Annotated in this window: 16 protein-coding genes; 3 read left to right on the top strand and 13 right to left on the bottom strand. The window is 68.0% G+C overall.

What is annotated here, in order from left to right:
- Positions 1-20: 20 nt before the first annotated feature.
- The 3 genes from typA to FWJ24_RS10755 all read right to left on the bottom strand — a co-directional run bounded on the left by typA (position 21) and on the right by FWJ24_RS10755 (position 4,546).
- Positions 21-1,847 carry a translational GTPase TypA gene (typA, locus tag FWJ24_RS10765; RefSeq protein ID WP_150287837.1) on the bottom strand — a complete coding sequence of 609 codons (1,827 nt, stop codon included), beginning with the start codon at positions 1,845-1,847 and terminating at the stop codon, positions 21-23.
- A gap of 107 nt (positions 1,848-1,954) precedes the next feature.
- Positions 1,955-3,247, bottom strand: a complete 1,293-nt coding sequence (locus FWJ24_RS10760) for a TAXI family TRAP transporter solute-binding subunit (protein WP_150287836.1) — start codon at positions 3,245-3,247, stop codon at positions 1,955-1,957.
- A gap of 69 nt (positions 3,248-3,316) precedes the next feature.
- The gene (locus FWJ24_RS10755; RefSeq protein WP_150287835.1) at positions 3,317-4,546 is read right to left on the bottom strand and encodes an argininosuccinate synthase; all 1,230 of its coding nucleotides are present in this window, start codon (positions 4,544-4,546) and stop codon (positions 3,317-3,319) included.
- Positions 4,547-4,648: 102 nt separating this feature from the next.
- Here FWJ24_RS10755 and FWJ24_RS10750 point away from each other — a divergent pair, with 102 nt between their 5' ends.
- A complete protein-coding gene (locus FWJ24_RS10750) occupies positions 4,649-5,401 on the top strand; it encodes a HesA/MoeB/ThiF family protein (RefSeq protein WP_150287834.1) in 753 nt (250 codons plus the stop codon).
- A 3-nt stretch (positions 5,402-5,404) separates the two neighbouring features.
- Here the strand turns inward: FWJ24_RS10750 and FWJ24_RS10745 are convergent, their stop codons facing one another.
- From FWJ24_RS10745 to FWJ24_RS10710, 8 genes are all read right to left on the bottom strand, one after another.
- Positions 5,405-5,746, bottom strand: coding sequence for a hypothetical protein (locus FWJ24_RS10745; RefSeq protein ID WP_150287833.1), 342 nt, complete (start codon positions 5,744-5,746; stop codon positions 5,405-5,407).
- Positions 5,747-5,775: 29 nt separating this feature from the next.
- On the bottom strand, positions 5,776-8,199 hold the full coding sequence (pheT, locus tag FWJ24_RS10740; RefSeq protein WP_150287832.1) for a phenylalanine--tRNA ligase subunit beta: 2,424 nt from the start codon (positions 8,197-8,199) through the stop codon (positions 5,776-5,778).
- Between the two features lie 10 nt (positions 8,200-8,209).
- On the bottom strand, positions 8,210-9,292 hold the full coding sequence (pheS, locus tag FWJ24_RS10735) for a phenylalanine--tRNA ligase subunit alpha (RefSeq protein ID WP_150287831.1): 1,083 nt from the start codon (positions 9,290-9,292) through the stop codon (positions 8,210-8,212).
- Positions 9,293-9,422: 130 nt separating this feature from the next.
- Positions 9,423-9,788 (bottom strand): 50S ribosomal protein L20, encoded by a 366-nt coding sequence (gene rplT / locus FWJ24_RS10730; RefSeq protein WP_150287830.1) that lies wholly within the window; start codon positions 9,786-9,788, stop codon positions 9,423-9,425.
- A 47-nt stretch (positions 9,789-9,835) separates the two neighbouring features.
- Positions 9,836-10,036, bottom strand: a complete 201-nt coding sequence (rpmI, locus tag FWJ24_RS10725; protein ID WP_150287829.1) for a 50S ribosomal protein L35 — start codon at positions 10,034-10,036, stop codon at positions 9,836-9,838.
- A gap of 150 nt (positions 10,037-10,186) precedes the next feature.
- Positions 10,187-10,510 carry a YnfA family protein gene (locus FWJ24_RS10720; RefSeq protein WP_150287828.1) on the bottom strand — a complete coding sequence of 108 codons (324 nt, stop codon included), beginning with the start codon at positions 10,508-10,510 and terminating at the stop codon, positions 10,187-10,189.
- A gap of 13 nt (positions 10,511-10,523) precedes the next feature.
- A complete protein-coding gene (gene infC, locus FWJ24_RS10715) occupies positions 10,524-11,063 on the bottom strand; it encodes a translation initiation factor IF-3 (protein WP_246155664.1) in 540 nt (179 codons plus the stop codon).
- 108 nt (positions 11,064-11,171) lie between these two features.
- Positions 11,172-12,374: a glycosyltransferase gene (locus tag FWJ24_RS10710; protein ID WP_150287826.1), complete on the bottom strand. Its 1,203-nt coding sequence runs from the start codon at positions 12,372-12,374 to the stop codon at positions 11,172-11,174.
- A 79-nt stretch (positions 12,375-12,453) separates the two neighbouring features.
- Between FWJ24_RS10710 and FWJ24_RS10705 the strand changes: the two genes are divergently transcribed.
- Complete coding sequence (locus tag FWJ24_RS10705; protein WP_150287825.1) at positions 12,454-13,248, top strand: alpha/beta hydrolase; 795 nt, start codon at positions 12,454-12,456, stop codon at positions 13,246-13,248.
- Positions 13,249-13,252: 4 nt separating this feature from the next.
- Here FWJ24_RS10705 and FWJ24_RS10700 read toward each other — a convergent pair whose 3' ends face one another.
- Complete coding sequence (locus tag FWJ24_RS10700) at positions 13,253-13,573, bottom strand: BQ00720 family protein (protein WP_150287824.1); 321 nt, start codon at positions 13,571-13,573, stop codon at positions 13,253-13,255.
- Between the two features lie 176 nt (positions 13,574-13,749).
- On the bottom strand, positions 13,750-14,178 hold the full coding sequence (locus tag FWJ24_RS10695; RefSeq protein ID WP_150287823.1) for an Hsp20 family protein: 429 nt from the start codon (positions 14,176-14,178) through the stop codon (positions 13,750-13,752).
- Positions 14,179-14,317: 139 nt separating this feature from the next.
- Here FWJ24_RS10695 and FWJ24_RS10690 point away from each other — a divergent pair, with 139 nt between their 5' ends.
- Positions 14,318-14,902: a 5-formyltetrahydrofolate cyclo-ligase gene (locus FWJ24_RS10690; RefSeq protein WP_150287822.1), complete on the top strand. Its 585-nt coding sequence runs from the start codon at positions 14,318-14,320 to the stop codon at positions 14,900-14,902.
- The last annotated feature ends 2 nt before the right edge of the window (positions 14,903-14,904 follow it).

The following is a 14,904-nucleotide window of genomic DNA, read 5'->3' as shown; positions in this document are numbered from 1 at the left end:
TCGCCCGCCCTCGTCCCGCCTCAGGCGCTCAGCGCTTCCTTCTGCTTCTCGGCGCGCTTGCGGTCGTTCGGATCGAGGAAGCGCTTGCGCAGGCGGATCGATTTCGGCGTCACCTCGACGAGTTCGTCGTCCTGGATCCAGGCCAGCGCGCGTTCGAGCGTCATGCGGATCGGCGGGGTGAGGCGCACGGCCTCGTCCTTCGAGGTGGTGCGGATATTGGTGAGCTTCTTGCCCTTGAGAACATTGACCTCAAGGTCGTTGTCGCGGGAATGGATGCCCACGAGCATGCCCTGATAGACCTTCCAGCCCGGCTCGATGATCATCGGCCCGCGATCCTCGAGGTTCCAGAGCGCATAGGCCACCGCCTCCCCCGCCTCGTTGGCGATGAGCACGCCGTTCGAACGCCCGGCGATCTCGCCCTTGAATGGCTCATAGGCCTTGAACAGCCGGTTCATGATCGCGGTGCCGCGCGTATCGGTGAGGAGTTCGGATTGATAGCCGATCAGCCCGCGCGTCGGCGCGTGGAAGACGAGGCGCTGGCGGTTGCCGCCCGAGGGCTTCATCTCGATGATCTCGGCGCGGCGCTCGCTCATCTTCTGCACGACGGTGCCGGAATATTCCTCGTCGACATCGATGACGACCTCTTCCACCGGCTCCAGCATCTCGCCGTTCTCGCCCTCGGTGAACACGACGCGGGGGCGCGACACGGCGAGTTCGAAGCCCTCGCGGCGCATGGTCTCGATCAGGATCGCGAGCTGCAATTCGCCGCGGCCGGAGACGAAGAACGAATCCTTGTCCTGGCTCTCCTCGATCTTCAGCGTCACGTTGCCCTCGGCCTCCTTGAACAGGCGGTCGCGGATCATGCGGCTCGTGACCTTGTCGCCCTCGGTGCCGGCGAGCGGGCTGTCATTGACGATGAAGCTCATCGTCACGGTCGGCGGGTCGATCGGCTGCGCCTGGATCGGCTCGGTGACGGCGGGATCGCAGAACGTGTCCGCGACCGTGCCCTTGACGAGCCCGGCGATGGAGACGATGTCGCCGGCAACGCCCTCGTCGATCGGCTGACGCTCCAGCCCGCGGAAGGCGAGGATCTTCGAGACGCGGCCGGTCTCGACGACATTGCCCTTTCGGTCGAGCACCTTGATCTGCTGGTTCGGCTTCACCGAGCCGGAGGAGATCTTGCCGGTGATGATGCGGCCGAGAAACGGGTTCGCCTCGAGCAGCGTGCCGAGCATGCGGAAAGGCCCTTCCTCGGTGCTCGCCTCGGGGACATGGCTCAGAACGAGGTCGAACAGCGGCGCAAGGCCCTCGCTCTGGTCGCCGTCCGGCTTCAGGCTCATCCAGCCATTGCGGCCGGACCCGTAGAGGATCGGAAAATCGAGCTGCTCGTCGGTCGCGTCGAGCGCGGCAAACAGGTCGAAGACCTCGTTGACCACCTCGGTGACCCGCGCGTCGGGCCGGTCGACCTTGTTGATCGCGACGATCGGCTTGAGCCCGATCTTCAGCGCCTTGCCGACGACGAACTTGGTCTGCGGCATCGGCCCCTCGGCGGCGTCGACGAGCACGATCGCCGAATCCACCATCGAGAGGATGCGCTCGACCTCGCCGCCGAAATCGGCGTGGCCTGGCGTATCGACGATATTGATGCGCGTGCCCTTCCAGACGACCGAGGTCGCCTTGGCGAGGATGGTGATGCCGCGCTCCTTTTCGAGATCGTTCGAATCCATCACGCGCTCGGCGACGCGCTGGTTGTCCCGGAAGGCGCCGGATTGCGCGAGGAGCTTGTCGACCAGCGTTGTCTTGCCGTGGTCGACATGCGCGATGATGGCGATGTTGCGAAGGGCCATGGGAAATCCGGGTTCGTGGTGGCGCGCGGCTTCGGTCGCGGCCAGACCGTGTCATCTCGAAAGCGGGTGTTGCGGCGCAATAACCGTTTTACGCCGCCGGAGCAAGCTCAGCCCGCGCGAAGGAGCCCCGCGCGCCGTCGCGCCAGGGCCGCCTCCAGTTCGTCGATCAGGAAGCGCATCGCCGCGATCTGGTCGGCATCCGGCTCGTTGGCGATCATGGCGGTGGCGAAATCGGCACGCAACCGCTCGCTTTCGCGTTCGATTGCGGCCAGATCCTCCGCGTCGGGCCCGGCCCGCACCCGCTCGATCAGCCGCACGAAGTCGGAAAGATCGCTGCGCAGGTTGACGGGCGGCCGCGCCGCCGTGAGCCGCGACCAGAAGGCCGCGACCACGGAGCCGACCAGCGAGAACCCCATCACGCCGAGATAGAACCAGTCGCCGTAGCGCTCGAAGAAGGTGCGCGTCTCGCCCTCGGCATAGGCGATCGTGCCGGGATGGATCGGCAGCTTCGCCGCGCGGTCCTCGGTCGAGGGCAGCTCGATCTGGTTCGCGGCCGGCGCCTCGGCGACGATCGCCAGCCGCAGCTGGGAGAGCAGGCGGGTGAGATCGGCGATCAGCGCATCGTCGAGCCGGCGGCGGGCGATCAGCCGATGGCTGACGGCAAGCGTCGTCAGCGTCTCGGCCGGGCGCGGCGGCTCGCCGCCGAAGGCCCCGCGGACGATCTCGATCGTGTCGAGGCCGGGATTGTCCTCGACGAGCGCGTCGGCCTCCGTCACGGCGATGATCGCCGGCTCCTGCCCCTCGACGGGCGGAAAGCTCTGGAAGAAGGTCCGGCCCACCCGGTCCGCCGGCGGCGCGACGACGAAGATCGCATCGAGCCGGCCTTCGCGTGCCGCCTGCTGGAGCTCGGCGGCGCTGCCGCGCAGGAGATCCGCGTCGTCGATCGCGAGCCCGTAATGTGCGAGCACCTTCTCGAAGGTCGCGTCATTGGCGGGACGCCCCTCGATCAATCCGACCGTCTTGCCGCGGAGATCGCTGAACCGCGCGATCTCCGCGCCGGGCCGCGTGATCAGATACACGGCATCGCGGCGAATGATGGCCACCGTCGCGCCCTCCGGCGGCAGGCCGGCATCGGAGCGGACGATCGCGAGATCGGCTCGCCCCTCCGCGAAGGCGCGGGCGCTGGCGACGGCACCCTCGGTCAGAACCAGCTTGAGGCGGATCTCCGCGCGCTCGCGCTGGAGCGCCTGGAGGAACGCGACGACGACGCGGGTATCGGCACCGCCGACGGGGCCGACCGCGATGCGCAGGGTGCGCGGCGCAAGGAGCCAATAGCCGAGCGCCGCGAGCGTCGCGACCGCCACCAGCGCCAGAGCGATGACCTTCAGGCGGTGCCGCATGCGATGCCTTCCCCCGGTTGCGCCTCAGGAAAAGCCCGATTGCGGCACGAGCATGTCGGCCGCGCCCTCTCAGCCGATCCGGGCCCGGCGCATGGCGAGCGTGCGCAGGCGGAGCGCGTTGAGCTTGATGAAGCCCTGCGCATCACGATGATCATAGGCGACTGCACCCTCCTCGAAGGTAACGAGGTCCTGATCATAGAGCGAGAACGGGCTTTCGCGGCCTATCACAGTGACATTGCCCTTGTAGAGCTTCAGCCGCACGCGGCCGGTGACCATTTCCTGGCTCTTGTCGCAGAGCGCCTGGATCATCTCGCGCTCGGGCGTGAACCAGAACCCGTAATAGACCAGCTCCGCATAGCGCGGCATCAGGCTTTCCTTGAGATGCATCGCCTCGCGATCGAGCGTGATCGACTCGATGCCGCGATGCGCCACGTGCAGGATCGTGCCGCCCGGCGTTTCGTAGACGCCGCGCGACTTCATGCCGACGAAGCGGTTCTCGACGAGATCGAGCCGGCCGATGCCGTTGGCGCGCCCGAGTTCGTTGAGCCGCGTGAGCAGGGTGGCGGGGCTCATCGCCACGCCGTCGATCGCCACGGGATCGCCCTTCTCGAAATCGATGGCGATGATGGTGGCCTTGTCCGGCGCGGCCTCGGGGGCGATGGTGCGCATATAGACCATCTCCGGCGCCTCGACCGCCGGATCCTCCAGAACCTTCCCCTCCGAGGAGGAATGGAGGAGGTTGGCGTCCACAGAGAACGGCGCCTCGCCGTATTTGTCCTTGGCGATCGGGATCTGATGCGCCTCTGCGAAGGCGATGAGCTTCGTGCGGCTCGCGAGATCCCATTCGCGCCAGGGGGCGATGATCTTGATATTGGGATTGAGCGCGTAATAGGTGAGTTCGAAGCGGACCTGATCATTGCCCTTGCCGGTCGCGCCGTGGGAGACGGCGTCCGCCCCGACCAGCTTCGCGATCTCGATCTGCCGCTTGGCGATCAGCGGCCGCGCGATCGAGGTGCCGAGCAGGTATTGCCCCTCGTAGAGCGCGTTCATGCGGAACATCGGGAAGACGAAATCGCGGGTGAATTCCTCGCGCAGGTCATCCATGAAGATGTGCTCGGGGCGGATGCCGAGCATCTCGGCCTTGCGGCGTGCCGGCTCCAGCTCCTCGCCCTGGCCGAGATCGGCGGTGAAGGTCACCACTTCGCAGCCATAGGTGGTCTGGAGCCATTTGAGGATGACGGAAGTGTCGAGCCCGCCCGAATAGGCGAGAACGACGCGCTTGATATCGCTTTGTGCCATGGAGCCGTTCCGAGGGGGGCGGCGGAAGCGCCGCTTTGCCGAGAAAACCGAGGCGTTCTATAGACCTTGCCGAGCCGGACGCAAGCCGGCGAACCGGCCGGGATGCGCATGCTGAGCAACGACGACCTTTCCCGCTTCGCCCGCCATATCGTGCTCAGGCATGTCGGCGGGCCTGGCCAGCAGCGACTGCGGGCCGCAAAGGTGCTCGTCGTCGGCGCGGGCGGGCTCGGCTCGCCGCTGCTGCTCTATCTCGCTGCCGCGGGGATCGGCACGCTCGGCATCGTCGACGACGATCGGGTGTCGCTCTCCAATCTCCAGCGGCAGGTGATCCATCGCCTGGCCGATCTCGGCCGCGCCAAGACCGACAGCGCCGGCGACGCGATCCGCGCGCTCGATCCCGGCATCCGGATCGCGCCCCATCCGGTGCGGCTCGATGCCGCCAACGCGGCGGGCCTCGTCGCGGATTACGACGTGATCGCCGATGGCTCGGACAATTTCGATACTCGCTACACCCTCGCCGAGGCGTGCGAGGCGGCGCGGAAGCCGCTCGTCACTGCCGCCGTCAACGAGTTCCACGGCGCGGTGACGGTTCTGCGCCCGTGGGAGGCGGCGCAGGAGGGGGGGCTCAACCCGCGCTACCGCGATCTCTACCCGGACAAGCCGCCCCCCGGCGCCATTCCGACCTGCGCCGAGGCCGGGGTGCTCGGCGCGCTCTGCGGCCTCGTCGGCTCGCTCCAGGCGATCGAGGTGATCCGCCAGATCACACCGTTCGGCACGCCGCTGATCGGGCGGCTGCTGATGATCGACGCGCTCGACATGCGCTTCGAGACGCTCGGCTATTCGCGGCTCGATTGAGGCTCAGCGGCGCCGGCGCCGGAGCGAGGAATCCGTCTGGCGCACCGAGGACCAGGGGTCGATCGTTGCGGAGACGCGGTTGCCGCCGCGGCGCTGGATCGTCACGCCATGGCCGCCCCCGAGGGGCTCGAGCCCGCCGGCGCGCCCCCGCGCGCGGCCGCGGACGGTCGCCTCCGGGTCTCCGGCAGCGGTCGCCGCGCGCTGGCCGCGTTGCGGCCCCTGCCGTGCGAGGCATTCATTGTAGGCGAAGGCATTGGTGATCTGCTCGCAGCCAGCCGCGATCGCCGCATGCGACGGCATCACGGCCCAGAGGCCAAGCAGAAGGGCAGCGGCCCGCAAGCGCATTCCCGTTCCATCCTTGCTGTGCCGGGCACTCAGGCGCGCAGGACAGCCCCTGTCTTCGCCGCGATCTCGGCGACAAGCCTTGCCGAGAGTGCGTCGATCTCGGCATCGGTCAAGGTCTTGTCGCGTGGCTGGAGCGTCACGGCAAGACCGATCGAGACCTTGCCGGGCTCGACGCCCTTGCCGGCATAGCGGTCGAAAACCGAGACATCCGCGATGAGCGCCCGGTCAAGTCCACGCGCGATCCGAAGGATCGCTTCCGCCTCCACCGTCTCGTCGACAAGAAAGGCGAAATCACGGCTGACGGGCTGAAGGTCGGCGAGATCGAGCCGCGCCCGCGCCCGGGTCGGCTTGCGCTTGGGCTGCGGCAGCACGTCGAGCACGAGTTCGAAGGCGACGAGCCGTCCCTCCGCCCCGAGCGCCTCGACCGCGCGCGGATGCAATTCGCCGAACCAGCCGACCACCTCCTTCGGACCGAAGCGCAGGATCGCCGAGCGGCCGGGATGGAGGAAGGGCGGCAGGTCGACATTGACGATCTGAAGCCCGCCGGTCGGCACATTCATCGCCGCGAGCGCGGCCAGGAGATCGACCTTCGCATCATGGATCGATGCCTCGGCCGTGCCGGACCAGTGCCGGCCGGTTCCGAGCCCCGAGGCCAGCCCGCGCCGGAGCCCTGCGGCCGCGAAGCGCTGCTCGTCCTCGCCATCACCGAGAAAGACCTGCCCGACCTCGAACAGGGCGTGATCCGGGTAGCCGCGGTCAGCGTTGCGCTGCGAAGCAAGGACAAGCCCCGGCATCAGGCTCGGGCGCATGTCCGAGAGATCCGCTGCGATCGGGTTGGCGAGCGCCAGCGCCGGCTGGCCGCCGCCGAACAGGGTCGCGGCGCCCTTCGCGATGAAGGACCAGGTGACCGCCTCGACAAGCCCGCGGGCGGCGAGCGCGCGCCGCGCCTGCCGGACGCGCAGCTGAAGCGGGGTGAGCACCCGCCGATGCACCTGATCGACCCGCGCGATCGGCACCAGCGGCACCGCGTCGATGCCGTGGATGCGGACGATCTCCTCGACGAGATCGGCCTTGCCCTCGATGTCCGGCCGCCAGGAGGGCACCGCCACCTTCACATGCGGCGCGATGCCGGAGACCCAGAAGCCCAGCGCGGAGAGGATGGCCTTCATCTCGGAGAAGGGCAGGTCGAGCCCCGTCAGCCGCTTCACTTCCGCGACCGGGAAATCGATGATCCGCTCGCGCTCCGGAACTGCGCCGGCCAGCGTCACCTGGCTCGGCGTGCCGCCGCACAGCTCCGTCACGAGCCGCGTCGCCAGTTCGATTCCCGGCAGGGTGAAGGCGGGATCGACCCCGCGCTCGAAACGGTAGCGCGCATCCGTGACGATGCCGAGCCGACGCCCGGTCTGGGCGATGTTGGTCGGGTCCCACAAGGCCGATTCGATCAGCACATCCGTCGTCGATTCGTCGCAGCCGGAATGCTCGCCGCCCATGATGCCGGCGAGCGATTCCGGGCCGTTCTCGTCCGCGATCACGACCATGGACGGATCGAGCGCGTAGGTGCGGCCGTCGAGCGCGACGAGGCTCTCGCCCGGCCATGCGCGGCGCACGGTGAGCGCGCCCTTCACCTTCGCGGCATCGAACACGTGCAGCGGCCGGCCGCGATCGAAGGTGACGTAGTTCGTGATATCGACCAGCGCGTTGATCGGGCGCAGCCCGATGGCGCGCAGGCGCTTCTGCATCCATTCCGGCGAGGGGCCGTTCCTCACCCCCTCGACGAGGCGCAGCGCGAAGGCCGGGCAGAGCGCCCGGTCATCGCCCTCGAAGGCAAGCGTGACCGGCACGGTGCAGGCGGCGCTGCCTTTCACCGGCGCGATGCCGCGATCCTTGAGCTTGCCGAGGCCGGCCGCCGCGAGATCGCGCGCGATGCCGTGGATGCCGGCCGCATCCGGCCGGTTCGGCGTCAGGTTGATCTCGATGACGGGATCGGCAAGGCCGGCCCATTCGGCGTAAGGCATGCCGATCGGCGCATCCGCCGGCAGATCGAGGATGCCGTCATGATCCTCGTTCACGAGCAATTCGCGGCCCGAGCAGAGCATGCCGTTCGATTCGACGCCCCGGATCACGCCCTTGCCGAGGGTGATGTCCTTGCCCGGAATATAGGTGCCGGGCGGGGAGAACACGCTCTTCATGCCCTTGCGGGCATTGGGCGCGCCGCAGACCACCTGCACCGGTTCGCCGCCGAGGCCGGTCTCGACCATGCAGACGCGCAGCCGGTCGGCATTCGGGTGCTGCTCGGCCGAGACCACATAGCAAACCGTGAAGGCCGAAAGCTTCGCGCCGGGATCCTCGACATGCTCGACCTCGAGGCCGATGCGCGTCAACGCCTCGACGATCTCGGCGAGCGAGGCATCGGTTTCAAGATGATCCTTGAGCCAGGAGAGGGTGAATTTCATGTTTGCCCCCTTATGCGCTCAGCCCGCCCGCCAGGCTCGGCAGGTCGAGCGGCCGGAAGCCGTAATGCTTCAGCCAGCGGATGTCGGCCTCGAAGAAGGGGCGCAGGTCCGGCATGCCGTATTTCAGCATGGCGATGCGGTCGATGCCCATGCCCCAGGCATAACCCTGCACCTCGTCCGGGTTGAGGCCGCAATTCCTCAGCACATTCGGATGCACCATGCCGCAGCCGAGGATTTCGAGCCAATCCTCGCCCTCGCCGAAGCGGATCTCGCCGCCCCGGCGCGAACACTGGATGTCCACCTCCATCGAGGGTTCCGTGAAGGGGAAGAAGGAGGGGCGGAAACGCATCCGGACATCCGCGACCTCGAAGAAGGCCCTGCAGAATTCCTTCAGCACCCATTTGAGCTGGCCGAGATTGGCGGAACGGTCGATCACCAGCCCCTCGACCTGATGGAACATCGGCGTGTGCGTCTGGTCCGAATCGCAGCGATAGGTGCGGCCGGGGCAGATGACGCGGATCGGCGGCTTCTGGCTCAGCATGGTCCGCACCTGCACCGGCGAGGTATGCGTGCGCAGCAATTTCCGCTCGCCCTTCGCATCCGGCGCGAAAAAGAAGGTGTCGTGCATCTCCCGCGCCGGGTGATGGGGCGGGAAGTTGAGCCGGGTGAAATTGAGATCGTCGCTCTCGATATCCGGCCCCTCGGCCACGGCGAAGCCGAGATCGGCGAAGATCGCGGTCAGTTCGTCCATCACCTGGCTGATCGGGTGGATGCGCCCGGCCTCGATGCCGCTCTCGCGCGCCGGCAACGTGACATCGAGCCGCTCGGTCGCGAGGCGGGCGTCGAGCGCGGCATCCTTGAGCACGGCCTTGCGGGCGCTGAGCGCCTCGGCGACGCGGTCCTTCACCGCATTGACCGCCGCGCCGAAGCTCTTGCGCTCCTCCGGCGCCATGGTGCCCAATGTCGCCAGCAGGGCCGAGAGCGAGCCCTTCTTGCCGAGCGCGGCGACACGGACGGCTTCGAGCGCCTCCTCGGAGGTAGCGGCGGCGATATCGGCGAGGAGGGAGGATTCGAGAGCGGCAGGATCGGTCATGGCGGGTTCCGGTTCAGGCGGAACCCCGCTTGTCACGCCGGCCCGGCGGGCGTCAAGTTCCGCCGCGCGGCGGAGCTGGCGGAGAATGGCAAACCCGCCGCTTCCGGCGGATTTGCCCGTGATGCGATGGTCAGGCGCCGGCCGGCAGCGCGCCCTTCGCCTGCTCGACGATCGCCTTGAAGGAATCCGGCTCGCGGATCGCGAGATCGGAGAGCACCTTGCGGTCGATCGAGATGTTGGCGCGGGCGAGCCCGTCGATGAAGCGGGAATAGGTGAGCCCGTATTCCCGCACCGCCGCGTTGATGCGCTGGATCCAGAGCGCGCGGAAGGTGCGCTTCTTCACGCGCCGGTCGCGCGTGGCGTATTGCATCGCGCGGTCGACGGCGGCCTTGGCGGTGCGGATGGTGTTCTTGCGGCGACCATAGAAGCCCTTGGCGGCCTTGTAGACCTTCTTGTGCTTGGCGTGGCTGGTCACGCCCCTTTTGACACGAGACATTTCTTAACTCCTTGAATTGCTGATCGTTTCGAATTGGCCCGAGGTAATCAGCCGTTCGGGAGCCAGTATTTCTTGATGTTGTCGCCGTCGGTCTTGAACAGCACCTTCATGCCGCGATGATCGCGGATCTGCTTGTTGGTGCGCTTGATCATGCCGTGGCGCTTGCCGGATTGGGCGAACTTCACCTTGCCCGTTCCGGTGATCTTGAAGCGCTTCTTCGCGCCCGATTTGGTCTTCAGCTTGGGCATTTGCTTCTCCACAGGAAGAGCGACCCCGAAAGGCCGCAAGCGCCGATGAAATCCTCAACGGATTCCGGACGCGAAAGAACCGCCACGGCAGCCCTTACCGGCCGGGCGGTTCAACGAAAGGCGCGCATATAGGGGAAAGCGGGCGGGAAATCAAGCACGGTGGCCGAGGAGGATGAGGCCCGCCCCAAGCAGACAGAGGCTCGTTCCGATGAGATCCCAACGGTCGGGCGGCACCCGTTCGATACCGATCATCCAGACGAGGGAAGCCACGATATAAACCCCGCCATAGGCGGCAAAGACACGTCCGGCCGCCGAGGCGGGCACGAGGGTGAGCAAGGCGGCAAAAAGCGCCAGCAGGAACAGGCCGGGAACCGCGAGGATGGCCGGCCTGCCAAGGCGCAGCCACGCCCAGAAGAGGTAACAGCCCGCGATCTCCGCAAAAGCCGCACCGAGATAGATGGCGAGCAGTTTCACCCCGATGCGCGCCTCATTTCGGCGCGAGCACCATCACCACCTGGCGACCCTCGAAGCTCGGCTCGTTCTCGACCTTGGCGATCTCGGCGACATCCTGCTTCACCCGGTCGAGCACCTTCATGCCGATATCCTGGTGCGCCATCTCGCGGCCGCGGAAGCGCAGCGTGATCTTGACCTTGTTGCCTTCCTCGAAGAAGCCCTTCATCGCCTTCATCTTGACGCCGTAATCGTGGTCGTCGATGGCCGGGCGGAGCTTGATCTCCTTGATCTCGATGGTCTTCTGCTTCTTGCGGGCCTCGGCCGCCTTCTTCTGCTCGAGGAAGCGGAAGCGGCCGTAATCCATCACCTTGCAGACGGGCGGGTTCGCGTTCGGCGAAACCTCGACCAGATCGAGCCCCTGATCCTCCGCGAGCTTGATGGCATCGAACGTGGACAGGATCCCCTTGTTCGAGCCGTCGGCGTCGATGACCTGGACCTCACGGATGCGGATATCGCGGTTGACGCGCGGCCCCTCCTTCACCGGAAGGGGAGCGTTTCTCATGGGCCTGCGAATGGTCGTTCTCCTGTCGCTGTGGCAAGGGGGCCCGCGCGGCGACGCGCCGGGCGGACGAAAATCTGCATAATCGCTGTCAAAGTCAACGGCAAGGCGGCGCGGGCGCCATTATCCGACGCGGCCCTCGAGCAGGGCCGTATAGCAGTCGAGCGTCTCGGAAACCATGGTTTCGAGCGAGAAGCGGCCCTCGACATGGTGGCGCGCGCGCGCCGCCATCGCCTCGCGGGCCGAGGCGCGCAGATCCAAAGCCGCGGCGAGGGCTTCGGCGAGCGCGAAGGCGTTTCCGGGTTCGATCCGCCAGCCGGTCCGCGCCTCGGGGCGCACCTGCGGCGGCGCCAGCACCGTTTCCGGCACGGCGCCGAGATTGGAAACCACCACCGGCACGCCCATCGCCTGCGCCTCGACCGCAACCCGGCCGAAGGCTTCCGGCTCGGTGGAGGGCACGGCGACGATCGCCGAGGCAAGCAGCGCCGCCGGCATGTCCGTGACATGGCCGACGCGACGCACCACGCCGCCGAGATTGGCGTCGGCGATCATGCGGTCGAGTTCGGCGACATAGCCGTCGCGTCCCTGCGGGTCGCCCGCGAGCACGAAGACGACATCGTGATAATCACGGGCGCGCAGCATCTCCGCCGCCTGGATCAGGAGCTTCTGGCCCTTCCAGGCCGTAAGCCGCGCCGCGAGCAGCACGATCCGTTCGTCCGGCGAGACGAGCCAGGCGCGGCGGATCTTCTCCACCCTGTCCGGCCCGACGCGCTCGGGCGCGAAGACATTCAGATCGGTGCCGCGATGGATGACGCGCAGGCGCTGCGGCTCGATCCGGTGCGTCTTCTGGATCAGTTCGGCGGTGAAGAGCGAATTGGCGATCACGACATCGCCGCGCGCCATGATCGAGTTGTATAGGATCTTCGGCGCAGAGCGGCCGGAATAGGTGCCGTGATAGGTCGTGACGAAGCCGGCGCCGGTGGCGCGCGCCGCCGCATAGGCGACCCAGGCCGGCGCGCGGGAGCGGGCATGGACGAGATCCACCCGCTCGGCGCGGATGAGCCGGGCGAGCCGGCCCACATTCATCGCCATCGCCGCCGGGTTCTTGGTTCCGGCGGGGAATGGCACCCAGATGCCACCCTTGGTCTGGAGTTCGCCGATCAGCCGCCCGCCTTCGGTGGCGACCAGCGCGCGGGCGCCCGCCTGGTTCAGCCCCTCGGCGATGTCGATCGTGGTGCGCTCGGCGCCGCCGGCGTTGAGATCGGGGATGATCTGGAGGATCGTCCGGCCGCGCAGGGGCTTCGGCGTCGTGGAGGAAAAAACCATCGCGGCTCTTTCAATCGGCGGGGCGCCTGTGAGAGGAGGATCCGCGAACCGGATATTCCCGAGGCGGAGACATAGAGAGATGCAGGAGGCGGCGCAATTCCTCACGGTTGCGGCAGATGGGGAGAACGGTTTTCCCGCCCGCCGCCTCGCCTATCACCATCAGCCCGGCCATGCGCCGGCGATCCTGTGGATGGGCGGTTTCCGCTCCGACATGACCTCGACGAAGGCCCTGGCGCTGGGCGCGGCGGCGGCGGCCGAGGGGCGCGCCAGCCTGCGCTTCGACTATACCGCCCATGGCGCGAGCACGGGCGATTTCCTCGCCGCGACGCTCTCGCTCTGGCTCGACGACGCGCTGCGCATGATCCGCGGCTTCGGCGGCCGCCGGCCGATCCTCGTCGGTTCCTCGATGGGCGGCTGGCTCGCGCTGCGCGCCACGGAAATCCTGGCCAAGGAGGGGAACCCGCCCGGCGGACTGGTGCTGATCGCCCCGGCGGTCGATTTCACCGAGATGCTGATGTGGGAGGCGTTCCCGCCGGAGATCCGCGCCGAGATCACGGCGAAGGGCGTCTGGTATCGGCCCTCCGCCTATTCGCCGGAGCCCTACCCGATCACGATGCGGCTGATCGAGGACGGGCGCCGCCACCGGCTGATGACACGCGAGGTCCGGCTCGGGGTGCCGGTGCATATCCTCCAGGGCGGACAGGATCCGGATGTTCCGCTCGCGCATGTCGAGGCTTTCGTCGCGCGGCTTCCGGCCGAGGATATCCGGATGAGCGTGATCCCGGACGGGGATCACCGCCTGTCGCGCGAGGCGGATATCGCCGCCTTGGTCCGCATCACGCTCGGGCTCGCGCGGGAGGTCGCCGCGCTCTGATCCCTCAATGCAGCACGGCGATGGCGAGTTCGTGCTGCCAGGCGCCGGCAATGACCGCGTCGCGGCTGTCGGCCAGCATCAGCGGCGCGCCATCGGCGCCGAACAGCGCGTAGAGCCGGACGGAGGGGTGCAATTGGGCGCTCTGCGGGAAGAGATGGCGCAGTTCGGAAGCGCGGAAGGCCCGGATATAGGCCACCTCGCCGCCGCCCATCGCGGCCAGTTCGGCAGCCGGGCTCAGGACCCGGTCCTGCGGCTTGGCAACCAGCGCCGCCTGTGCGGGCGTTGTGCCTGTCCGGGTCTGGGTCGTCCTTTTCACGTCGGCCATGTCAGCCTCCAATATTCCCATGAAACGCCTCAAGGCGTTGACGAAGTCTTGCGTTACAGACGTTCCGCGTTTCTCGAGCGCGCGAAGAGTCTTGCCGGCTTCGCATCACCCTGCGGTGACGCGAAGCACAAACCGGACCGGCCGGGCGGCGGGAACGCGGCGGAAACCGGAAGGGGTCAATCCCGCGCCAGGATGTCGATCCTGCGGATGATCCGCTCCGGCTCGGGCCGGGCGAGATCGACGGAGAGCAGGCCGTTCTGCAACTCGGCGCCGAGCACCTCCATGCCGTCAGCAAGGAGGAAAGCGCGCTGGAATTGCCGCGCGGCGATGCCGCGATGCAGGAACTGGCGCGTCTTGTCGTCCTGCTGCCGGCCGCGGATCACGAGCTGGCTCTCCTCCAGCGTGATTTCGAGCTCGTCGCGGACAAAGCCGGCGACGGCCAGCGTGATGCGCAGCCGCTCGGGGCGGTTTTCATCGCGCGGGAGACGCTCGATATTGTAAGGGGGATAGCCGTCCGATGCGGCCTTGGCGACGCGGTCGAGCGCGCGCTCGATATCGTCGAAGCCAAGCAGGAACGGCGAGGAAAGCGATGGTACGCGCGACATATCGTTCGAGCCCTCCGGAAGAAGCGGCCTTGTCCTGTCACCCGCAGCGGCGTGACGATGAAAATATGGGCGCCGCGCCGCAGGCGCACAAGGGGCGGGGACCCGTTGTCCACGCCGCGCCGGCCGCGCGGGGGCGGCGATGAGCCGGCCCGCGCCACCCTCCGCCGAGGAAGCCCGGCTCGCCGGTGAGAAAACCGCGCTGCGCCGGCGCATGGCCGCGCTGCGCGACGCGCTCCCCGCCCCGATCCGGGCCGGACGCGCGGACCTGCTCGCCGACCGCCTCGACGATCCTGCCTTCCAGGCCCTGCTGCCGGGGCCGGGCGGGATGGTGGCCGGCTACCACCCGATCCGCTCCGAACTCGATCCCCTGCCGCTGCTGGAACGCCTCGCTAAGGCCGGATTCCGCCGCGCCCTGCCGCGGGTGACGCCGGACGGGCTCGTCTTTCACGAATGGCCGGCGGCAGAGCCGCCGATTGCCGGCGCCTTCGGCATCCCGGAGCCGGCGCCGCATTGGCCGATCGCCGCGCCGGACCTGTTCCTGACGCCGCTTCTCGCCTTCGATTCCGGCGGCGGGCGGCTCGGCTATGGCCGCGGCCATTATGACCGGCTCTTCGCGGCGCAGCCGGCGGCGCGGCGGGTAGGGATCGCCTATCGCGAGCAGCAGGTGGCGGCAGTTCCATGCGCGCCGTGGGATGCGCGGCTCGATCTGGTTCTGGCCGTGTAACC

Source organism: Rhabdaerophilum calidifontis, from assembly GCF_008641065.1.
Lineage (GTDB): Bacteria > Pseudomonadota > Alphaproteobacteria > Rhizobiales > Beijerinckiaceae > Rhabdaerophilum > Rhabdaerophilum calidifontis.
This window is presented reverse-complemented; position numbering and strand designations above follow the sequence as displayed.